This window comes from Paraburkholderia hospita (assembly GCF_002902965.1).
GTDB lineage: Bacteria > Pseudomonadota > Gammaproteobacteria > Burkholderiales > Burkholderiaceae > Paraburkholderia > Paraburkholderia hospita.
In genome coordinates this window covers 3,178,121-3,199,853 of sequence record NZ_CP026105.1, presented here as the reverse complement: position 1 = coordinate 3,199,853, position 21,733 = coordinate 3,178,121, and the positions used below count along the sequence as shown (strand labels likewise).

Here is a 21,733-nt window from a genome sequence, read left to right as displayed (position 1 = left end):
GAATATGTCGCGAAGTCGGCTCAGCCCGCCACGGGCAAGCGCCGGTCGAGCGACACCGACCACCACGTCAGCGCGACGGCGCCTGCTGCCGTCGCGACGCCGACCCACGGCAACGACGTGAGCGGCGCGCCTGCGCCGATTGCCATGCCGCCGAGCCACGCGCCCGTCGCGTTGCCGAGGTTGAAGGCGCCTTGATTCAGCGTCGAAGCCAGGTTCGGCGCGCTGCTCGCGCGATCGACGATCAGCATCTGCAGCGGCGGCACGATCGCGAACGCGAGTACGCCCCACAGGAAAATCGTCAGCATCGCGGGGATTTCGCTGTGCATCGTCATCGCGAAGACGGACAGGATCGCGACGATCGCCAGCAGGAATGACAGCAGCGACTGCACCGGGCGCCAGTCGGCGAGCTTGCCGCCGATCGTGCTGCCGACCGTCAACCCGAGTCCGAACAGCAGCAGCACCATTGTCACCGCATGCGGCGTGAAGCCCGTCACGTCTTCGAGGATCGGCGTGATGTAGGTGAAGGTCGAGAACAGGCTCGCCGACGCCAGCACGCTCGTGCCGAGCACCATCAGCACCTGCGGGTTCTTCAGCACGGTGAATTCGTGGACGAGGCTCGCCTTCTGCATTTCAATTTTCGACGGCAGGCACACTGCGAGCGCGATGGCCGCGATCACGCCGATGCCTGTCACGGCCCAGAACGTCGCGCGCCAGCCGACCGCCTGGCCGAGCGCCGTGCCGAGGGGCACGCCGAGCACGTTGGCGAGCGTGAGGCCCGTGAACATCAGCGCGATGGCCTGCGCGCGGCGGTTCGGCGCCACGAGGCCAGCCGCGACGACCGAGCCGATGCCGAAGAACGCGCCGTGGCAGAACGCGGTGACGATGCGTGCGGCCATCAGCACCGCGTAGCCCGGCGCGATTGCACACAGCAGATTGCCGAGAATGAAGATGCCGATCAGGCTCATCAGCGCTTTCTTGCGCGGCATGTTGGCGACCGCGATCGCAACGATCGGCGCGCCGATGGTCACGCCCAGCGCATACGCCGACACGAGCATGCCCGCCGCCGGAATCGACACGCTCAGATCGCGCGCGACGTCGGGCAGCAACCCCATGATGACGAACTCGGTGGTACCGATTCCGAACGCGGCAACGGCTAGTGCAAGCAGGGGCAAAGGCATGATGGGACTTTCACGGGAGGGTCGCGGCGGCGGGCGGGAGGGCCGTTCGCGTTGCCGTCGCGCGTATTCGGGACGAGTGCGCGTGCGCCGGCAAAGGGTAAATCAGTAGGGGATTGTACCTAAGCCAATTCGGGTGTGCGTTCTGCTTCGCGCACTGTTGTATTTCGTCGATTGCGGCGCGAATCCGGCGCGATTTCGCTGCGAGAACCCCTTATTTCAAGGGGCTTTTTCCTCTAGCGCGCCGCCGTGACGGCCCGCGCCCGCGGTGAACGCGGCCGCTCCTGCAACGCCTTGCGAGAACACGGCCGCGTAGCCGCCCGCACCTTCGCGGCGCAGCGCTTCGGGCAGATCGTCGAGCGGCGAGTTTTCATGGACGGAGCGGCGGTCCGCGAGCAGTGCCGCCTGCGGGAGCGCGGCCAGTTCGGCGGCGAGCTGCTCGGCAGCGGCGCGCGCGGCGCCCTTCGGCACGACGCGGTTGGCAAGGCCGAACGCGAGCGCTTCGTCGGCCGTAAGGGCACGGCCCGTCAGGATCAGATCGAGCGCGCGCGACTGGCCGATCAGGCGCGGCAGCCGGATCGTCCCGCCATCGATCAGCGGAATGCCCACGCGCCGGCAAAACACGCCCAGCACGGCATCCGCTTCGACCACACGCAGATCGCACATCGCCGCGAGTTCCAGGCCGCCCGCCACCGCATGGCCCGCGATCGCCGCGATCACGGGCTTGGTGAACATCATGCGCGTCGGTCCCATCGGTCCGGGGCCGCTGCCGTCGGCGTGCAATTCGTTGCGCCGTTCGTCGTCTTGTAAAGCAGTGAGGTCCGCGCCCGCGCAGAACGTGCCGCCCTCGCCCGTCAGCACGGCAGCGCGCCACGCCTCGTTCGCCTCGAAGCGGCGGAACGCGGCGGCGAGCGCCTCGGCCGTTGGGCGGTCGACGGCATTGCGGCGCGCGGGGCGGTCGATGACGATCGTTGCGACGGCATCGACCGGGAGCGCAACTTGCTGTTTCTGTGCAGTTGGGTTTTTTTGTGTAGTTTCGATTCGCACGAATTCGCCGAACTGTTCGCTAGCCATCGTTCTCTCCGTTTCGGGCCGCATTGCAAGACCTAGACTGGATGAAGAGCATTGAAAAAACCGGTTGCGCGTGCGGCGACGCCCTAAAGAACCGCGCAAAACGACCGCTAAAGCAGTAGCAAAAGCCTGCGCGACGATGCGCGGCGCACGGGCGGCGATGCAGCGCGAATCGCTTGCCGCCAAGTCACGTGGTTTTAACAATCGACTCGTAGCTTAGGCGAATTTTGAACAGCCAGGGCGCACGCACGCACCGGCGCATGGAGTACGCCCGATGTCCACACTGATGCAACTACCGACTCCGTCTCCCGCGGCAGCGCCGTCGTCCGGCAGCGAGCCTGTCTGGATCGTGCCGCTTCAGGAGCATCCGCCGTACGGTCACGTACGCCTGAAGCGCGTCTTCACAACGGATGGCACGCGCCATCAGGTCGTGCTCGTCGATGCGCGCAAGCTCATTGCATGCGCCGATCGCGACGACACTGACTATGTGCTGCCTCCCGTGCAGGCATGGCACCCCGGGAAGCTGCGCGGCATCCGCGAGTTTCTCGATCCATCGAACGCGCGCATTCCGCAGATGCCCTACCTGACGATCTCGACGCGCCGCGCGCCGGGGCTGCTCGGCTGGCTCCGGCTGGAACATGAAGGCGTAGTTGCATTCCGCAACGGGCAGCATCGCGCGCGCTACATGATGGCGGCGGGCGCCGTGTGGTTTCCAGTGGAAGTGCACGAGCGCGAGGCCGCGCTCCTTCGCCAATACTGCGGCGCGTCCGACGACGCGCGCACGGTATTGCGGCCCACCTCGGCCAATGTGGCTGACGTGCCGCGCACCTGAGCGGAGCGCGCTCGCGGTCGTCGGACGGCTGACGGGCGAAGCGCCGGTGCGGCCCGCGTACCGACGCGCTTCGCGGCCGCACCGCTTTCAGGCAAGCCTTCAGCCGTTCGCCGGCGGCGCCTCGACGACATTACGCGGCGTGCCGTCGCGCCACGCTTCGACATTGCCGAGCGTCGTCTGCGCGATTTCCGTCATCGCCTCGCGGGTGAAAAAAGCCTGGTGCGCGGTGACGATCACGTTAGGGAACATCAGCAGCCGCGCGAGCACGTCGTCCTGCAGCGGCAAATTCGAGTGGTCCTCGAAAAAGATCCCGCCTTCCTCCTCGTACACGTCGAGCCCGAGATGCCCCAGCTGGCCGCTCTTGAGCGCGCCGACCAGCGCGTTGCTTTCGACCAGCCCGCCACGCCCCGTGTTGATCAGCATCGCGCCGCGCTTCATCTTCGCGAGGGCGTGGCGATCGATCAGGTGATACGTGGACGGCAGCAGCGGGCAATGCAGGCTCACGATGTCCGAATCCGCGAGCAGCGTGTCGAGCGGCACGTAGCGCCCGCCGAGCGCGAGCAGTTCGGTGGCGGGCGGGCCGGGATCGTGCGCGAGCACCTGCATGCCGAAGCCCGCCATGATGCGCGCGAAGCAGCGGCCGATGATGCCTGTGCCGATCACGCCGACCGTCTTGCCGTGCAGGTCGAAACCGAGCAGCCCGTTCAGCGAGAAGTCGCCTTCGCGCGTGCGGGCGACGGCGCGCGCGAGCTTGCGGTTCAGCGCCAGGATCATCCCGACCGCGTGCTCGGCGACCGCGTGCGGCGAATAGGCGGGCACGCGCACGACGCCGATACCGAGCCGCTGCGCCGCCGCGAGATCGACATGATTGAAGCCCGCCGAGCGCAGCGCGATCAGCCGCGTGCCGCCCGCATGAAGATGCTCGAGCGTGGCGGCGTCGACGATATCGTTGACGAAAGGACAGACGACCTCATACCCCTCGGCGAGGATGGCCGTGTCCGCTTCGAGATGCGACTCATGGAAGTGCAGTTCGAAGCGGAACGCATCATTCGCTTCAGTGAATGTGTCGATATCGTACTGGCGGCTGCTGAACAGGATCATGCGCATGGTGACTGGCTCCTCATTGGACTGCGGGCGTCATCGGTGCGCGAGCAACGGTGCGCCTTACGAAGCGTGTTGCGCCGCGAGGTGCAGGTCGTGCGCCATGATCGCATGCGCGTCGGCGGGCAGTGCTGACGCGGGACAACCCGCATGCCCGAGCGTGTAGTCGACGAACGCACGCGTTTTCGCAGGCAGATGACGGCGGCGCGGATAGACGAGCGACACCTTGGCCTGCGATTCGTCGACCGTATAGCCCTGCATGATGCGCTTCAGTGTGCCCGTTGCGAAGTCGTCGGCGACGAGCGGCTCGGGCAGTACGGCGACGCCCATTCCCGCGATCGCCGCGAGCCGCACGAGCAGTGGGCTATTGACCATGTACGACGGCTCCAGCGTGATGGGCTGCGGGTCGCCGTCGCTGTCGACGAAATGCCAGACGGTCGGGCCGCGCTGCTCGGACGGCGTCGCGATGCACGAATGCAGCGCCATATGCTCGGGATGGCGCGGCTCGTCGCGCGCAGCCAGATAGGATGGCGCGGCGCACGGCACGAGGCGCTGGGTCGCAAACGACAGCTCGACGCTGTCCGTCTCCGCAGCCGCGCCCGACGAAGCCGGCGGCCCCGAAATGAAGAGGCCCACGTCGTAGCCGTCTTCGATCAGATGTGGCATGCGCTCGGCGAGCGTGAGCCGGATGCGCACCTTCGGATAATGCCGCCGGTAGCCGTCGAGCAGTTGCGTGAGCGCCTGCGGCGACAGCGCGCCCGTCGCGACGACACGCAGCGTGCCGCCCGGCTCGCGCTCTGTGCCCGCCACCGAACCTTCCAGATGATCGAGCTCTTCCAGCAGCCCGCGGCAGCCTTCCAGATAGTGCGTGCCGGCCTCGGTCAGCGAAAGGTTGCGCGTCGTACGGTTGATGAGGCGTGCGTGCAGGTGCGCTTCGAGCGTGGCGATCGAGCGTGTCACGAGTGCATTCGATACTTTCAGCTGCTGGGCCGCGCGCCTGAAGCTCTGTGTTTCGGCGACCCGGACAAAGACCCGCATGGCGTAGATCTGATTCATGGTGGCGCCCTCGGTAAAGCGCGGTGCTTGCCGCGCGTCGTTGACCCGGCTGTGGCGTGCGGCAGTTTTCTGCGTCGGCCTTTGCGGGTGTACCGTCATATTGCAGACAATCTGACGGCTTAGGAATTTACGTATCTGACTCAAAAATAATATTGACAGTCGCTGGCAATTACAATATCTATAAAAACGACGGCGCTATATCGCAATTGTAAAAAGGCTGGCGTTCTTGTCATTTGGCGGAATCGGCCTATACGATTTCCGCTTGCTTCAAACGCGGACATAAAAACCATCAGCTGCAAGAAACGAGTTCCGGGTTGTTCTACAACTTTGCGAGGGGAACGATGTCTGTCAACAGAAGTAACACAAGCTGATTCAGCGCTTCTCACCGATTGCGCCACTTTGATCTGACAAAATACGTCAGCGCGGCGCATTACACCCCGCTTCGAATAAATCCGGTTAATCAGGGGGATATTCCGCACGCGTTTCCAATTAAACGCGACTATTTGTCATGCGGATTATCGCGCGCCATTTTCTTAAAAAGATTCATACAACGTACCGCTTTGCCGGAAAATCCGAACATGGTCACCGAATTGCTTAAGTCCCAGCCGGAGATTGCGCTGTTCGCGAGTCTTGCACTCGGATATCTGATTGGCTCGTTCCGGATCGGTCCGATCCAGCTGGGCTGCGTGTGCGGCACGCTGATCGTGTCGCTGCTGCTCGGACAGACGGGCGCACGACTCGCGTCCGACCTCAAGAACATCGCGTTCGCGAATTTCATTTTCGCTTTCGGGTTTACGGGCGGCCCACAATTTTTCGCCAACATCGGGCGGCAAAGCACGGCACACGTCTTTCTCAAGTCACCATAAATAGCAAATTTCCTCTCGCTGGCCGTGGACTACTAGATCGGGCAGATCAAACTCGGCCGGTTCCAACTGGGCGGCGTCGGCGCGGATCAGCGTTCTCCGCCGTCGTTGTCAGCGAAGCAGGGGGTCTGCATTGACAATGCCGTGAGGGCGGTGATGTTCACCGTCTTCATCTACGCAGACCGTCGAGCGCGATCTGCGCCGCGGCGTGTTTCTCGAGGGCGCCACTCGCATCGGGCACCCGGGGGGCGATCCTGACAAGGTGATTTGCTCACGCACTCTGGCTCTGCGAAGGACTCGATCATCGACATGGAGTAATTCGGCGAGCGCGCGTATGGCCGCGAGTTCGTCGACTGGCTGCTCAAACACACCGAGGCGTCGGAGCTGCTGTTCCGTCTGGCCAGCGATGCGCGCGTCGTGCTGCTGCCGGGGATGGGCTTCGGCACGAATCATCCTTCGGCGGGTGTCGCTCGCGAATCTCAACGAGTCCGACTATCGCAAGATCGTACGCGCGATCCGCAAGCTCACCGAAGAGTACGTCGAGCGTTACAAGAAGGAAACCGGCAAGAGCTTTCAACGCAAAGAGGTCAAGTGACAATCCGGCGCGCAAAGACCACGATGCATCTCTTGCGCAATCGGACATATCGGTGAATGATCGGAATATGGCCCGTCGCCCGCAGGTCCTGCTGCGCGCGGCGGGCTGTTTTTTCTGTTCCTGTTCATCGTTCCATGCGTTCCGATCATGACCACTACAACGTCCAACGTCGTTCCCTGTCCTGAAGTCGAATCGCTCGACGCGATTCTTCCCGAAGAGCCTTTGCTGATGATGGGCGCCGGCCCCGTGCCGATTCCCGCCGCGGTCGCGAAGGCCAATGCGATTGTCATCAACCATCTGGGCAACACGATGGCCAAGGTGGTCGGACAGGTGAAGACGATGGCGCGCTACGTGTTCCAGACGAACTCGAAGTGGGTGCTGGGCGTGGCGGGGCCGGGTTCGGCGGCGATGGAAATGGCGATCTCCAATCTCGCGTGGCAGGGCACGCGGGTGCTGAGCATCAAGAACGGCTTTTTCAGCGCGCGGATGGCGGAGATGGGTCGGCGTGTCGGCGCCGATGTCTCGCTGCTGGAAGTTGGCGACCGTGTGGTCGCGACGCTCGAGCAGGTCGAGGAAGCGATCCGGCGCACGCGTCCGGAGATCGTGACGATCGTGCAGGGCGAGACGTCGAACACCGTCTGGAACTATCACCTGAAGGACATTGCGGCGCTTGCGAAGAAGGCGGGCGCGCTGGTTGTTGTCGATGCCGTCTGCACGCTGTCGACGATGCCGCTTGAAATGGATGCGTGGGGTATCGACGCTGTGATCACGGGTGGGCAGAAGGGGTTGTCGTCGATTCCGGGCGTCTCTCTGATCGCGTTTTCGGATGCGGCGTGGGAGCGGGTGAAGGGGCGGCCGCATGCTAGTGCGCATTGGTGTCTCGATGCGTCGCTGGCGGAGAATTTCTGGCACAACGCGGGGTATCACTACACGGCACCTGTGTCGGGCGTGCTTGCGTTGCACGAGGCATTGCGGCTTGTTTGCGCGGAGACGCTGGAGAAGCGTTTTGCTCGGCATTTGAAGTGCTCGCTTGCGTTGCAGGCGGGGATCAGTGCGATGGGTCTGGCCTTATATGCGCCGGCTGAGTGCCGGTTGAATTCTGTTGTTGGGATCGAGGTGCCCGTCGGGCAGAAGGCCGGGCTGACGCCGGCGGATATTTGCGCGCATATCTCGCGGTTTCATCAGGTCGAGATTTCGGGCTCGTTTGGGTTGCCTATTGTGCGGATCGGGCAGATGGGCGAGCAGGCTCGTGCTCATAATCTTTTTCGTACGCTGCATGCGTTTGGGCGGACTATGGTTGAGCTCGGGGTTGGTGTTGATTTGCCTGCTGGGGTGGCTGCGTTGGAGCGGGCGCTGGCTGGGAGGGATTGAGGGGCTTTTTTGTTTGCGACGCTGGGGTGGTGTTTTTGCTTTTTGCTGGCATCCGCGCTACGGTGTTTGATGTCCACGCGTCCCCCCACACAGGGGCGACGCTTGAAGCACGAAGGCATAAGCGGATGTCAGCGCAAAGGCTAGAACAACCAAACCAACCGCGCCACGAAGACAAAACGCGGATGCCAGCGGCAAAACCATAAACAGTCCAACCGCTACCGCACCGAACGCACAAACCTAGACGCCCCCGCTGCAAGCGCCAACATCAAGCCGCCGCAGGCGCATTCGGCGTCCGCGCATTGCGCAAATAAAGCATAGTAGACAGCGCAACAGCCCCCGCAGCAGCAACAGCAGCGAACAGGAACACTGACCCATATCCAAACTCACCAGCAATAAACCCGGCCAGCGGCCCAGTAATCCCCAACGACAGATCGAGAAAGACCGAATAAGCCGACAACGCCGCGCCCCGGCTAGCGGGCGGCACAAGCCCAACCGCCTCGACGCCGAGCGCCGGAAACACCAAGGCAAACCCGAACCCGGTCAACGCAGCGCCCGCAAGCGCAACATGCGGCTCAGGCGCGAGCCACAGCAACAACAGCCCAACGCACTCAAAAGAAAACGAAGCAATCGCGACGCGAAAACCGCCATACGTCTTGATCGTATTAGCAAACAGCAACCGCGCACCGATAAACAGCGTGCCAAACACGGTCAACGACAACGCCGCGTTAGGCCAATGATTCGCCGCATAAAACAGCGTGATGAACGTCGCGATAGACCCAAACCCAGCCGACCCAAGCGCAAGCCCAATCCCGTGCGGCAGCACACGGGTAAACACACTGCGATACGACATCCGCTCGCCATGCACAACGGGTACAGCCGCAATCAGGCGCGCCAGATAGAACCCCAGCGCCGCAAGCACAATCACCACAACCCCAAGCGCAAAAAACCCCACGCTATGCGCAATCGCGACGCCCAGCGGCGCCCCAATCGCGAGCGCGCCATACGTCGCGATGCCGTTCCACGAGATCACGCGCGCATTGTTCGTCGTGCCGACCCGCCCGATGCCCCACAGGATCGCGCCCGTGCCGCACAGGCTTTCGCCGAAGCCCAGCACGAGCCGGCTTAGCACCAGCAGACTCAGACTCAGCGTCGGCCACCGGCCAAGCAGCACGGCCAGCAGCAACAGCACGCCGCTCACGCCGCAGCCGATCAGACCAATCGTCACCGTCTTCTTCGGCCCGAGCGTATCCGCCGAACGTCCGGCGAGCGGACGCGAAGCAAGCGTCGCGAAGTACTGCACGCTGATCGCCAGACCCGCGATCACCGCGCTGTAGCCAAGGTCGTCGTGGACGTAACCCGGCAGCACCGCGAGCGGAATGCCGATCGTCAGGTAACAAAGAAAGGTGAAAAAAACGACCGGAATGATCTGCAAAGTGGTCGCAAATTCGCTGCGCGGTGTAGCGGAGTCGGCGGACATGGGGAAAACGAGACTTGAATTTGGCGGGAAGCCGTGATTTTCCCATGGAACCGATTCACTTGCAGGGTTTGCTTAATAATTTTCTGGTCTGAACAACGGGCTGAAACGGACATTTGACGGTTTTCCGTCAATTCTTCTGACGTTCTGACACGCTTTCCATCAGTGTCGGCTCAGCAAACCGTGTCCGATTCAAGCCATATTTGATAAAAATAAAACTAAACAGACATTCAGATATAAGCCCAACCTCCCGCGCCCGTCTCAATTTATCGCTCCAGCTATATGTCCTCCATGCGATCGGACCTATGGGTTGTGAATATTGATGATGCTACTTTTCGAACCATCAGCCGCACCGTCCGCACGCCCCACGCGGACGCGAACAACCGAAACGAGCACGAGACATGAGCCAGCCGATCCGCTTCTACCATCGCAACGTGATCCGTGAGATCACCGACGCACCCGTCACCCGCACCGTCCTTCAATACCTGCGCGAAGACGCGCGCTGCACGGGCACCAAGGAAGGCTGCGCGGAAGGCGACTGCGGCGCGTGCACCGTCGTGATCGGCGAGCGCAACGACGCGGGCGGCATCAGCTTCAAGGCGGTCAATGCATGCATCCAGTTTCTGCCGACGCTCGACGGCAAGGCACTCTTCACTGTCGAAGACCTGCGCCAGCCAGACGGCAGCCTGCATCCCGTGCAGGAGGCGATGGTCGAGTGTCACGGCTCGCAGTGCGGTTTCTGCACGCCGGGCTTCGTGATGTCGATGTGGTCGATGTACGAGAAGCACGGTCACGAGCACGCGTGCGCGAACAGAACCGTGCCGAACCGCGCCGATATCGCCAACGCGCTGACGGGCAACCTGTGCCGCTGCACCGGCTATCGCCCGATCATCGAAGCGGCCGAGCGCATGTTCGAGTTGCCCGCGCCGAAAGCGCCCGTCGACGTGAAGGCGATCGCCGGCAAACTCGCGACGCTCGAGCGCGGCGAAACCTTCCACTACGAACGCAACGGCCAGCAGTTCGATGCGCCGCGCACCGTCGCCGCGCTCGCGAAGATCAAGGCCGATGCGCCCACGACCCGCATTCTCGCCGGCAGCACCGACATTGGCCTCTGGGTCACGAAGATGATGCGCGACCTCGGCCATATCGTGTACGTCGGCCAGATCGCGGAAATGCAGAAGCTCAACGTGACGGACGACTGGATCGAGATCGGCGCCGGCGTCACGGTCGAGCGCGCGTACGCCGAACTGGCGAAGCAATACCCTGAACTCACCGAGATGTGGCAGCGCTTCGCGTCGCTGCCGATCCGCAACGCGGGCACGATCGGTGGCAATGTCGCGAACGGTTCGCCCATCGGCGATTCGATGCCGGGCCTCATCGCGCTTGGCGCGCGCGTCGTGCTGCGCGGCGGCGAGATCGAACGCGAACTGGCGCTCGAAGACCTGTACCTTGCGTATCAGAAGAAGGATATGGCCGAACACGAGTTCGTCGTCGGTGTGAAGGTGCCCGCGCGCAACGAGGCTCGCAAGCACTTCCAGTTCCGCACGTACAAGATTTCGAAGCGCTTCGACTCGGATATTTCCGCCGTGTGCGCCGCGTTCTCGTTCATCGCCGACGGCGAGACGATCCGCGAGCCGCGCATCGCGTTTGGCGGCATGGCCGCGACGCCAAAGCGCGCGACGCACACCGAAGCCGCGCTCGCCGACAACGAGTGGCACGAAGCGACCGCGCAGATCGCGATGCTTGCGCTCGCGAAGGACTATCAGCCGATGTCCGACATGCGCGCGACCAGCGACTATCGCCTCGAAGCCGCAACGAACACGCTGTACCGCTTCTGGCTCGAGACGCGCCCGGACAATCCGCTGCAAAAGAGCGCGCTCGATGTGCGCGCGGTACTGGCAGCAGGCGCTGCGGCCTGACGGACAAAAAGGAAACGGAGAACCAACAGAATGAACCAGCAAGCCGAACCGTTCCTGAAGGACGCGAAAGAACTCGCCGAATTCACGCAAGTCCACGTGTCGCGTCCGCATGAATCCGCGCATCTGCACGTGAGCGGCCGCGCCACCTACACCGACGACATCCCCGAACTCGCCGGGACGCTGCACGCGGCGCTCGGCACGTCGCCGAAAGCGCACGCGAAAATCCTGTCGATGTCGTTCGATAAAGTGCGCGCGACGCCCGGCGTCGTCGCCGTGTTCACGGCGGGCGATATTCCCGGCCATAACGACTGCGCGCCGATCGTCAAGGGCGACGATCCGATCCTCGCGGATGGCATCGTCCAGTATGTCGGGCAGCCGATGTTCATCGTCGTCGCGACTTCGCACGATGCGGCGCGCCTCGGCGCGCGTCGCGCGGACATCGAGTTCGAGGAACTGCCCGCCGTGCTGACGGCGCAGCAGGCGCGCGCCGCGAACCAGAGCGTGATCCCGCCAATGAAGCTCGCGCGCGGCGATGCCGCGGCAAGACTCCAACGCGCGGTGCATCGTGATGCGGGCGAAATGCTGCTCGGCGGTCAGGAGCAGTTCTATCTGGAAGGGCAGATTTCCTACGCGGTGCCGAAAGACGACGACGGCATGCTCGTCTATTGCTCGACTCAACACCCGACCGAAATGCAGCACCTCGTCTCGCATATGCTCGGCGTTCATTCGCACAATGTGATGGTCGAGTGTCGGCGGATGGGCGGCGGCTTCGGCGGCAAGGAATCGCAATCAAGCATGTTCGCGTGCTGCGCGTCGCTCGCGGCGTGGAAGTTGTTGTGTCCGGTGAAGCTGCGCCCGGACCGCGACGACGACATGATGATCACAGGCAAGCGCCACGATTTCCACTACACGTATGACGTTGGCTACGACGACGAAGGGTTGATCGAAGGCGTGTCCGTCGACATGACCTCGCGCTGCGGCTTCTCCGCCGACCTGTCCGGCCCCGTGATGACGCGCGCCGTGTGCCACTTCGACAATGCGTATTTTCTGTCGGACGTCGCCATCGACGGTTTCTGCGGCAAGACGAACACGCAGTCGAATACGGCATTTCGCGGTTTCGGCGGTCCGCAGGGCGCGTTTGCGATCGAGTACATCATGGACGACGTGGCGCGCTCGCTCGGCAGGGATTCGCTCGACGTGCGCCGCCGCAACCTGTACGGCAAGACCGAGCGCAACCAGACGCCGTATGGGCAGATCGTCGAAGACAACGTGATTCACGAACTGATCGACGAACTCGAAGCAACCAGCGATTACCGCCGGCGCCGTGCGGAAATTCTCGAATTCAACCGTAACAACGAAGTGCTGAAGAAGGGGCTCGCGCTCACGCCTTGCAAGTTCGGCATCGCGTTCAATGTGACGCACTTCAACCAGGCGGGTGCGCTCGTTCATATCTATACCGATGGCTCGGTGCTCGTGAATCACGGCGGCACGGAGATGGGCCAGGGCTTGAACACGAAGGTCGCGCAGGTCGTCGCACATGAGCTTGGCGTGAGCTTCAACCGCGTGCGCGTGACGGCGACGGATACGTCGAAGGTGGCGAATACATCGGCGACGGCGGCATCGACGGGTTCGGACCTGAACGGCAAGGCCGCACAGGATGCCGCGCGCCAGTTGCGCGAGCGTCTTGCCGCATTCGCCGCCGGGAAGTTCGGCGCGGGCGAGGTGACATCGGCGCAGGTGCGTTTCGCGGGCGATTGCGTGCTGGTTGGTGACGCCATCGTGCCGTTTGAGGAAGTGATCGCGAAGGCGTATCTCGCGCGCGTGCAGTTGTGGTCCGATGGCTTCTACGCGACGCCGAAACTCTACTGGGATCAGGCGAAGCTGCAAGGCCGCCCGTTCTTCTATTACTCGTATGGCGCGGCTGTGTCGGAAGTCGTGATCGACACGTTGACGGGCGAAATGCGCGTGCTGCGCGCCGATGCGTTGCATGACGTTGGTGCGTCGCTGAATCCTGCCATCGATGTCGGCCAGGTCGAAGGCGGCTTCATTCAGGGCATGGGTTGGCTGACGACGGAAGAGTTGTGGTGGAACGCGGGCGGCAAGCTGATGACGCACGCGCCGTCCACCTACAAGATCCCGACCGTCAACGACACACCGCCCGATTTCCGCGTGCGGCTCTTCAAGAACCGCAATGCGGAGGACAGCATCCACCGTTCGAAGGCGACGGGCGAGCCGCCGCTGTTGCTGCCGTTCTCGGTGTTCTTCGCGATCCGTGATGCCGTCGCTGCTGTTGGCGACTACAAGGTGAATCCGCCGCTGAACGCGCCTGCGACCAGCGAGGAAATCCTCAAAGCCGTCCGCGCTGTTCGCGCTGCTGGACACTAAACTTCAGAAGAGGGCGTTCGCCATGATGCACGTTCCGACTTTCGCGCAGATGCCGGTTCAGGTTGGCCGGCGCAGCGGCCACGCGACGCAGCTGCCGCCGCCGATGCACATCGTGCTGTTCGGCGCGGGCCATGTCGGGCATGCGCTCGTCGCGCTGCTTGGCCGCCTGCCGTGCGTCGTGCAATGGGTGGACGAACGCGACGAACTGTTCCCCGACGAAGTGCCCGCGAACGTGCAGATCGAGGCGACGGACACGCCCGATGCTGTCGTCGACGAAGCGCCTGCTGGCGCGTTCTTTCTCGTGATGACGCACAACCACGCGCTCGATTTCGCGCTTACCGAGCGCATCATGCGGCGGCGCGATTTTGCGTACTTCGGGATGATTGGCTCGAAGACGAAGCGCGTGAAGTTCGAGCGGCGTTTGCTCGATCGCGGTGTCGATCCGCAGCGGCTGTTCGAGATGACGTGTCCAATTGGTGTGCCAGGGATCGTCGACAAGGCGCCGACGTCGATTGCGGTGGCGGTGTGTGCGGAACTGTTGCAGGTGCGGTCGCAGCAGATTTCGCTGGCTGATTTTGTATCGGTTCAGGAAGCGGATTGCGTCGACGCGTGACTTACTGAGCGGTTCCTCCAACGGGCGCAGCGGGCAAACTCGCGGCGTCCGTTTTTTTCTCCCCCTTAAGTTCCTTCGCCGCTCCCCGCGCACGCCTTGCCTTCTTCGCCACCAGCATCTCCGACACCTGCGCCATCAAGCTGCGCAACCATTCAATATCGCTAGGCCGGTCCGGCTGCGGATGCCACATCTGATAGCACTTGATGCGCGGAAACGGAATCGGCACATCGACGACAGCCAGCGGCAGCATCTCCGCGTAATGCAGCGCGAAGCGGCGCGTCGTCGTGAAGATGAGATCCGATTGCAGCAACACTTGCGGCACGAGCCCGAAGTACGGAAGTGTCGCGACGATGCGCCTCGCCGCATGCGCGCGCGCGAAGCCCGTATCGATCGCACCGCCGCGCGCGCCGCTGTAATGCGCGGGCGCGAGATGCGGCGCGGCGAGATAGGCGTCGCGCGTGAGCGGCGCTTTCGCAAGCGGATGATCGGCACGCATCATGCACACGACGGTATCGGAGAACAGATCGCTGCGCTCGAAGCGCGCGTCGGGCTTCGGCCAGTTGCCGATCACCAGATCGAGCTCGCCCGCATCGAGCGCGGACGCATGATCGAGCAGCGGCCCGAGCGACTCGATCTCGAGCCGCGCATGCGGCGCCGCCTCGCGGAATTGCGCGATCACGGTCGGCATGAAGAAGTCGTTCAGATAGTCGGGCGCGGCGATGCGGAATGTGCGGCGCGAGCGCTCCGGCTCGAAGTCGCCATGCGGCGTCGCGACGAAATCGACATCGCGCAATACCTTCTGCACCGACGCGAGCAGCGATTCGCCATATTCCGTCGGCACCATGCCCGACTTGCCGCGCACGAGAATCGGATCGTTCAGCGTTTCGCGCAGCTTGCGCAGCGCGGTGCTGATAGCCGGCTGCGTCTGGTTCAGGCGTAACGCGGTCTGCGTGACGCTGCGCTCGACGAGCAGCGTGCGCAGCACGCGCACGAGCCAGATATCGAGTGATGCGGCGTTGTCGTCGTCCATGAATCGGCGGGGCGGGGAGGCCCGTTGAAGGCTTTCGAATGCTTGTGTCGAACGGTGCATTGCGATGCAGCGGCGTCCTTGTGCCCGACGCCTCGCCGCATGCGCGCGCGAAGCTATAACCTTAGGCCGTTTTGCCCTGCGCGGGCCATAGCGCATGCCCTATGACGGGCATCACGGCCGGCGATCCGCCCACTTGCTGGGCGCGACGCTACATCACACCATGAACGGCGGCGAACCCGCCGCGTGCCCGTCGCCGATTTGCGGACGACGGCATGCGCGCTCAGGCCTTCACCAGCGCCGATGGCAGCGACGTGATCCGCTTCACTTCCTTCGAATCAAGCCAGTTCGGTGTACGGGCGCAATAGAGCACCATGGGCAGCGCGTCTTCGCCCCAGAACAACTGCTTGTTCAGCCAGAACGTCGGCACGCCGAACACGCCGATCGCGATGGCGTCGGTACTCTGGCGCATCAGCTGCGCGCGCGTCGCCTCGCGCTCGATCAGCTCCTGGCCATTCGGCACGTTCAGCTTTTCGCACAGCGCGGCGAAGCCATCGGCGCTCGACGGGTCGCGTCCGTCCCGCCAGATGAAGCGGAAAATTTCCCGCACCGTTTGCAGGTCCGAGCCGAGCGCAATGGACAACAGCATTGGCTTGGTCGAATCAAATGGATGCGCGGGCGGCATGCGGAACGGAATACCCAGTTGCTCCGCGCGAAAAAGCGCATACCGGTACGTGAAAATGCGTTTCGCAGGCACGTCGTAGGCGATTCGCTGGCCCCAGTGGCGATACAGATCGTTCAGCAACACGGGCGTCAGCACGAACGGCAGCCCAGGCCATTTGTCGTGCTGTTCGAGCAGCAGATACGAGAACGGTGAGACAAAGTCGTAAAACCACAGTGGCTGCGTGGCGTCGATGCCATCGGTCATGATGTCTCCCGGTTGCCGGAGTCGGCGGGCCGTCGGCGATGCAGCGCTCCGGCCCGTTCTGATTGTTTCGATCTTACGCGGAGCAAGCCGGGTGCGCACCATTGACAAAATGGCGTTGCCCCGGCCAGCGTTGCTGCGGCGCGGGTTCGGCGTACGCGCCAACGGCGGTCATGAGGTGTGGGCAGGACGGTCGCCGCCGGGCCTGGCGTCGCTATCGTGGCTTTGGTGGCTGTCGGGATTGTCGTGATGTTCTTGCGCCGCGTGGCTCTCGTGCATTGCCGAACGGGCTTCGGCGCGGCCGACGGCGGGGGGGCCTTCATCTGCCGCAGCACGCTTGTCAGCCGCACCTGCCGCGTCCGATGCTTCGCGCGCCGCCGCCGCGTCAGAATCGCGCGTGAGGCGCGCACGCACGAAGCCGATATGCTCGCGCAGCACATAGAACTGATCCGCATACGCAAGCGGCATCTTCAGACCGTTGACCGATTCCTCGATCTTGTCGAGCCGCACGATGAGTGCCTCGCGCTCGGCCGCCGATGTTTCGTTGAGCGCCTCGCGCTCGATCGCGATCAGCGCGCCGTACCAGCGGTAGATGCGCGACTTCACGCGCCACGCATACAGCGACGGCACGAGCCGCAGCCCCGGAATCAGCACGACGATGATCGGCACGAGCACGACCAGCAGCCGGTCCGCGAGGCTCGCCAGCCAGAACGGCAGCACGCGGTACAGGAAGCTCTTGCCCGACTTGTAGTAGCGGGCGGCGTCCTCGCTGATCGGGAAGTCCTGTGCGAGCGGCGCGGGGAATTCGCCCGCCCGCTGCAACGCCGTCGCCTTGCCGTGCACTTCGTGCGCCGCGTCGATCAGCAGATCGGACAACGCGGGATGCAGCGAATCGCGCGCGACCAGTTCGGCCGTCGGCGCGATCATGTGCAACGTGGTCGACGGCAGGTTTTTGCCGAGATCGAACGATCCCATCGGCATCTCGATCTGCGTCAGATACGGGAAGCGCTTCGCGTAGGCGGGGGCCTGAGTGAAGTCGTAGAACTGCACGCCCGCCGTGCGATACAGCTTGCCCATCACGGGCGGCTGCGCGGAGTCGCCCGTCAGGATCGCCGCGTCGATTTTGCCTTCCGTCAGCGCTTTGGCAGCGTCGTCACCGGACAGCGGCAGCAGCTTCGTCGGGCCGTCGGGCGTGATGCCATTTGCCTTCAGGAGCTGCAGCGCGAGCTCGCGCGTGCCGCTGCCTTCGGCGCCGATCGCGATGCGCTTGCCCTTGAACTCGGACAGCAGCGTGATCATCGGCCCGCGATAGAAGATCGCCACGGGCACATACGAGACGCTGCCGAGCGACATCAGATCGTCAGTTGTTTTCGACGGCGCGATGCCGTCCTGTACGAAGCCGACGTCGATGTCCGCGTGCGGGTCGGTCAGCCGGCGGTAGTTGTCGAGCGAGCCTTCCGTCTCCAGCACGTTGAGCGTGATGCGGTTGCGCGCGAGGATTTCCTTGTACTTCTGCGCGGCGACCCAGAAGGTGCTGCCCTTGGGGCCGGCTGCCATCGTCAGCGTGTTGGGCGGGGCGGGTTGGATCAGCCGCACGGCGACGTAGATCGCAATTGCGCTGATTATCAGGATGGGGCCGAACGATACAGCGAGATCGCGCCACGAGATCGCCACGAAGCGGGCGACGAGGCGGGGCGGTGGCTTGCGGTCAGAGGGGCGTTCCGGGCGACGTCCGTCGGAAGGCTTCATGGAAATGATTGTGCGGTCGGATGAATTCGCGCCGATGGTACAGGAGATTGATGCTGCGGCGGCGCGTGCGGCGGGCTCGCGGGGTCGTAAACGCGTAACAAAAAGTGACCTGGAAAGATGGGATGCAGCTTTCGGCGCACACACGGCGGGCTGTTGAAGCACGCCCGGCACGGCCGTTTCGTTTTGCACTGGACGGGAACAGGCTGCAACAGGAACCGTGCAGGACGCGCGATATCCTTTGCAGAACTTGCGCGGCTAGATTACATTGGCAACGCTGCCGCGCATCGACGTTGGCGCAGCGCGACCCGGCGAGACTGACGAGACCAGGGCACGCTGCCAACTGCGCGGCGCACGGCCGGTGTCATGCACCGCTGCGCGCTGGATCGCGCCGGCCGTCATCCTTTCCAATGCCTCTCTCGCAGACCGTGTCAACGCTCCTGGCTCGCCATGCCTCGTCGCGCCTTCGCGCGCGCGTGCAGTCGGGCCTCTCGTAGTCGTAACCAAGCCGCAGTCAAACGCGGTCCAAACCAAGCAAAAAGGAGAAGGTATGAAATCGGTCGATTTTCTGAAGGCACTGGGTGGTGTTGTCGCAATGGTTGTCGCATGCCACACGTATGCCCAGGCAAGCGACTCCACGTCCACCGGCACGACAGCAACTGCACCCGCCGCCAATTCGAAGGCCGCCAAGTCGGAAAACCGCGCGCTGGGCAAGAAGGTCCGCTCGGCCCTCGCGAAGGCGCAAGGCCTCGACGTGTCGAACATCAACGTTCGCGCCCGTGGCGGCGCAGTCACGCTGACGGGCACGGCCCCCGACAACAACCAGATCCAGCAGGCTGGCGAAGTCGCGAAGGGCGTGGCTGGCGTGACGTCGGTGTCGAACAAGATCAACGTCCAGCAGCAATAAGCGGCTAGGGCCGCGCCGGCGCAGGCCGGACCATGATCCGGCTCGCGGGCAGCGGCCAGCCGGTCACCTGACGAACGGCACACTGCAATGTTGCGGCATGCTTACCGGTCAGAATGACAAGCGGGCTCCCGTTTCCAACGGGAGCCCGTTTCGTTTTGGGCGGCGCTTCGTTGCGCGCGCATCCAGCGCGGGTGTCAAGGCGTGCGCGGCAATACGCAAGCGAAGGCAGCCTTGGCTCTACGAAACGGGACCACCCGCGTAGCGTCTCTTTGCGTGGACATCGCACGTGCAGACGCGGCGAGCCTCGCGTGGCGGGCGTTTTCGGCTGTTTTAGGGTAAGTGCGGCGGGCGTCGCCTGCCTATGAATGTCTCTGGATCACGACGACGCGGGTGTTGACCACGCATGCCCATGCGTCGCGCGCGTATCTGGCGATGAACAGCATCACGGAAGGCTCGAAGAGCCAGCTCGCGTTCTATGAAGTGCTGAACGGCCAGCACTTCGACGCGTTCCTGAGCGTGTCCGGCTTCGATACGCGCTTCATCCCGGTGCATTACTACAACATCCAGGCGCTGAACCTGATGTGGAATCACCTGAAGGGCGGCGCGGCGCTGCCGCCGTCGCAGGTGATCCGAACGGTGCCGCGCGGCGGCACGGCAGGCGCCGCGCCCGCGCTGACGACAGCCAACCTCCCCGCGATTTCGGCGAGTCCGGGTTCGGACGCGATTCAGGTGGAAGCGGGCGCGGTGAACGTGCCGAAGTGATGTGATAGAGGAAGCGGCTCGCCATCCATTGCACCAGAAACGGCGGGTCGCGTGACATGCGCGTGACAGGAATCGGGGCGTATCGCGCAAGCTGGGAACCGACTGTGCGCTAGCCGTCGCCCAAACGCGACGGACGTTCGTTCTTGTGCGCCGTGACACACTATTTACCCGTCGGGTGCAGTACTGTGAAGTTATCGACGATGCTTCACGGAGCGACGGCCATGGACACGATCCGCTTCACCTACACCGACCTTCCCATCGGCGAGCGCGCGGCGTTCGAGCTGGTGTGCGCGCGGCACGGCTTCGCGCCCGCGCATTTCGACATCAGCGCGAGCGATGATCCCGACGACGCGTCGCATCGCTCGCGTCTTCTGACGATCCGGCGCGGCGGCTGGGCGCAGTCGTATCACGAGGACACGGCTGGCCACTGGGTCCGGCAGTTCGAAACCGACCTGAACTGCCGCTTCTTCAAGTGATGCAGGTGATCCGCCACGCGCGGCGGGCGTACGGGCCCGCTCGCCGTCAGGACAGGACGAGTCGCACGCCGACGAGCGTCAGCGTCGCGGCGAGGAGATTGCGCAACAACTTTTCGGGGGCTTTCGACGACAGAAAGCTGCCGATCACGATGCCCGGCAGCGAGCCGACCAGCAGCGACAGCAGCATCGACCAGTCGATCGAACCGAGCAGCCAGTGCCCCGCGCCCGCGAGCAGCGTGAGCGGCACGGCGTGCGCGATATCGGAGCCGACGATGCGCATGGTCGGCAGCATCGGATAGAGCAGCAGCAGCACGGTGACGCCGATCGCGCCCGCGCCGACCGAGGTCAACGACACCAGCACGCCGAGGATCGCGCCCGTGAGCATCGTCAGCCCGAGCGTGCTGCCCTGACCCGTCGCGCGCTTGCGCGAAGCCGCGAGCTTCGTCAACTGCGGCCGGAATATCAGCGCGATCGCGGTGATCAGCAGCGCCACGCCGAGCACGAGAGAGATCAGATGTCCGCCGCGCGTCGAGGTCATCCCGTAGCGGTGCAGCAGGATCAGCGTGATGGTGGCGGCGGGCACGCTGCCCGCGGCAAGGCGCAAGGTCACCTGCCAGTCGATCGAACCCTTCACCCCATGCACGAGCGTGCCCGTCGCCTTGGTCGCGGCGGCGTACAGCAGGTCCGTGCCAACGGCCGTCGCCGGATGGACGTTGAACAGCAGCACGAGGATCGGCGTCATCAGCGAGCCGCCGCCTACGCCCGTCAGTCCGACCAGAAAGCCGACGAACAGACCCGACGCGGAAAACAGGAGATCGATATGGGGAAGTGCCATTGCGCGGACCGCGGACGGTCGTAAAGGGTTGCGGGCGAGCTCGCCGGTAGCCGTGCGTCTTGCTGCCTTTCAGATGATCTCATCGGGCGTTCATGCTGGTTGGCGGCGCGGCGAAAGACCGCTATTGTCGCAAAACCGGCGCTATCGCGTACGAGCGCGGGCGGATGCTGTGTATCGGGCTGTCCCGACAGACGGCTTACAATAAGCGTTTCGGGCGACCCCAGCGTTGTGCCGGACGGCGCGCTAGCGGGCAGCTTCGGCCTTTGTTTTCCCGTGTCTTCCCATCCGCAGACCGATAAAAGGCAACCACCCCGCCCTAAAAAAGGGCGGAGCTTGAAGCGGTGAATCAAGCTCGGGTTGACCAGACCGAGCGCCGCGAGGCGCTACGTTGCGCAGAAGATAGCAGACCCACCCTGACGTGCTTCCTCAGCGTCAGGCTCTGGAAGGGGCGGTTGCAGACAAGCGACCGGGTAAGCACGAAACGGATCGTCCCCGTCAGTTCTATCACTGACACCTGCTGCGCAACATGGTCGAGGGGAGACTTCCCGCAAGGGGAGCGTCACCAGGCCCGTAAGGGCAACGTTTTTTAAGGGAGCCGAC

At 63.8% G+C, this 21,733-nt stretch carries 16 protein-coding genes and 3 pseudogenes; 10 read left to right on the top strand and 9 right to left on the bottom strand.

The features are described 5' to 3' along the window. Positions 1-20 precede the first annotated feature (20 nt). Entirely contained in the window at positions 21-1,178 is a 1,158-nt protein-coding gene (locus C2L64_RS14535; protein ID WP_007738175.1) for an MFS transporter, read from the bottom strand. A 216-nt stretch (positions 1,179-1,394) separates the two neighbouring features. Then, positions 1,395-2,249 (bottom strand): crotonase/enoyl-CoA hydratase family protein, encoded by an 855-nt coding sequence (locus C2L64_RS14530; protein ID WP_090837741.1) that lies wholly within the window; start codon positions 2,247-2,249, stop codon positions 1,395-1,397. A 271-nt stretch (positions 2,250-2,520) separates the two neighbouring features. On the opposite strand from C2L64_RS14530, the gene C2L64_RS14525 reads away from it, so the two are divergent. Continuing rightward, positions 2,521-3,078 (top strand): plasmid fertility inhibition factor family protein, encoded by a 558-nt coding sequence (locus tag C2L64_RS14525; protein ID WP_090837725.1) that lies wholly within the window; start codon positions 2,521-2,523, stop codon positions 3,076-3,078. A gap of 99 nt (positions 3,079-3,177) precedes the next feature. On the opposite strand, the gene C2L64_RS14520 is transcribed toward C2L64_RS14525, so the two are convergent. Together C2L64_RS14520 and C2L64_RS14515 are read right to left on the bottom strand one after the other, a co-directional pair. After that, positions 3,178-4,185: a 2-hydroxyacid dehydrogenase gene (locus C2L64_RS14520; RefSeq protein WP_090837727.1), complete on the bottom strand. Its 1,008-nt coding sequence runs from the start codon at positions 4,183-4,185 to the stop codon at positions 3,178-3,180. A gap of 57 nt (positions 4,186-4,242) precedes the next feature. After that, entirely contained in the window at positions 4,243-5,235 is a 993-nt protein-coding gene (locus tag C2L64_RS14515) for a LysR family transcriptional regulator (protein WP_090837744.1), read from the bottom strand. Positions 5,236-5,813: 578 nt separating this feature from the next. Between C2L64_RS14515 and C2L64_RS56275 the strand changes: the two are divergent. The 3 genes and pseudogenes from C2L64_RS56275 to C2L64_RS14500 all read left to right on the top strand — a co-directional run. Then, positions 5,814-6,278: pseudogene (locus C2L64_RS56275) on the top strand (aspartate-alanine antiporter-like transporter); the annotation flags it as partial. Positions 6,279-6,419: 141 nt separating this feature from the next. Further along, positions 6,420-6,693 (top strand): annotated as a pseudogene (locus tag C2L64_RS14505) (bifunctional aspartate transaminase/aspartate 4-decarboxylase); the annotation flags it as partial. A gap of 147 nt (positions 6,694-6,840) precedes the next feature. After that, a complete protein-coding gene (locus tag C2L64_RS14500) occupies positions 6,841-8,064 on the top strand; it encodes a pyridoxal-phosphate-dependent aminotransferase family protein (RefSeq protein ID WP_007738194.1) in 1,224 nt (407 codons plus the stop codon). A 265-nt stretch (positions 8,065-8,329) separates the two neighbouring features. Here C2L64_RS14500 and C2L64_RS14495 read toward each other — a convergent pair whose 3' ends face one another. Further along, positions 8,330-9,541 carry an MFS transporter gene (locus C2L64_RS14495; RefSeq protein WP_090837729.1) on the bottom strand — a complete coding sequence of 404 codons (1,212 nt, stop codon included), beginning with the start codon at positions 9,539-9,541 and terminating at the stop codon, positions 8,330-8,332. A 398-nt stretch (positions 9,542-9,939) separates the two neighbouring features. Between C2L64_RS14495 and xdhA the strand changes: the two genes are divergently transcribed. Genes xdhA through xdhC form a run of 3 tightly spaced genes read left to right on the top strand, consistent with a single transcriptional unit; the run spans position 9,940 to position 14,455 of the window. Further along, a complete protein-coding gene (gene xdhA / locus C2L64_RS14490; protein WP_090837731.1) occupies positions 9,940-11,457 on the top strand; it encodes a xanthine dehydrogenase small subunit in 1,518 nt (505 codons plus the stop codon). Positions 11,458-11,487: 30 nt separating this feature from the next. After that, positions 11,488-13,842: a xanthine dehydrogenase molybdopterin binding subunit gene (xdhB, locus tag C2L64_RS14485; RefSeq protein WP_090837733.1), complete on the top strand. Its 2,355-nt coding sequence runs from the start codon at positions 11,488-11,490 to the stop codon at positions 13,840-13,842. A gap of 22 nt (positions 13,843-13,864) precedes the next feature. Then, on the top strand, positions 13,865-14,455 hold the full coding sequence (gene xdhC, locus C2L64_RS14480; RefSeq protein ID WP_090837735.1) for a xanthine dehydrogenase accessory protein XdhC: 591 nt from the start codon (positions 13,865-13,867) through the stop codon (positions 14,453-14,455). 1 nt (position 14,456) lies between these two features. On the opposite strand, the gene C2L64_RS14475 is transcribed toward xdhC, so the two are convergent. The 3 genes from C2L64_RS14475 to C2L64_RS14465 form a co-directional block, all read right to left on the bottom strand. Then, entirely contained in the window at positions 14,457-15,485 is a 1,029-nt protein-coding gene (locus C2L64_RS14475; RefSeq protein WP_079486783.1) for a LysR substrate-binding domain-containing protein, read from the bottom strand. A 280-nt stretch (positions 15,486-15,765) separates the two neighbouring features. Beyond that, positions 15,766-16,410: a 2-hydroxychromene-2-carboxylate isomerase gene (locus C2L64_RS14470; RefSeq protein ID WP_007586181.1), complete on the bottom strand. Its 645-nt coding sequence runs from the start codon at positions 16,408-16,410 to the stop codon at positions 15,766-15,768. A gap of 168 nt (positions 16,411-16,578) precedes the next feature. Continuing rightward, positions 16,579-18,156, bottom strand: coding sequence for a TAXI family TRAP transporter solute-binding subunit (locus C2L64_RS14465; RefSeq protein WP_086909543.1), 1,578 nt, complete (start codon positions 18,154-18,156; stop codon positions 16,579-16,581). 547 nt (positions 18,157-18,703) lie between these two features. Between C2L64_RS14465 and C2L64_RS14460 the strand changes: the two genes are divergently transcribed. The 3 genes and pseudogenes from C2L64_RS14460 to C2L64_RS14450 all read left to right on the top strand — a co-directional run bounded on the left by C2L64_RS14460 (position 18,704) and on the right by C2L64_RS14450 (position 20,298). After that, entirely contained in the window at positions 18,704-19,060 is a 357-nt protein-coding gene (locus C2L64_RS14460; protein WP_079486777.1) for a BON domain-containing protein, read from the top strand. A gap of 408 nt (positions 19,061-19,468) precedes the next feature. Beyond that, positions 19,469-19,822: pseudogene (locus C2L64_RS14455) on the top strand (3-hydroxybutyrate oligomer hydrolase family protein); the annotation flags it as partial. Positions 19,823-20,043: 221 nt separating this feature from the next. Next, the gene (locus C2L64_RS14450; RefSeq protein WP_007589174.1) at positions 20,044-20,298 is read left to right on the top strand and encodes a hypothetical protein; all 255 of its coding nucleotides are present in this window, start codon (positions 20,044-20,046) and stop codon (positions 20,296-20,298) included. Positions 20,299-20,344: 46 nt separating this feature from the next. Here the strand turns inward: C2L64_RS14450 and C2L64_RS14445 are convergent, their stop codons facing one another. Further along, on the bottom strand, positions 20,345-21,133 hold the full coding sequence (locus C2L64_RS14445; RefSeq protein ID WP_007589173.1) for a sulfite exporter TauE/SafE family protein: 789 nt from the start codon (positions 21,131-21,133) through the stop codon (positions 20,345-20,347). Between the last annotated feature and the right edge of the window lie 600 nt (positions 21,134-21,733).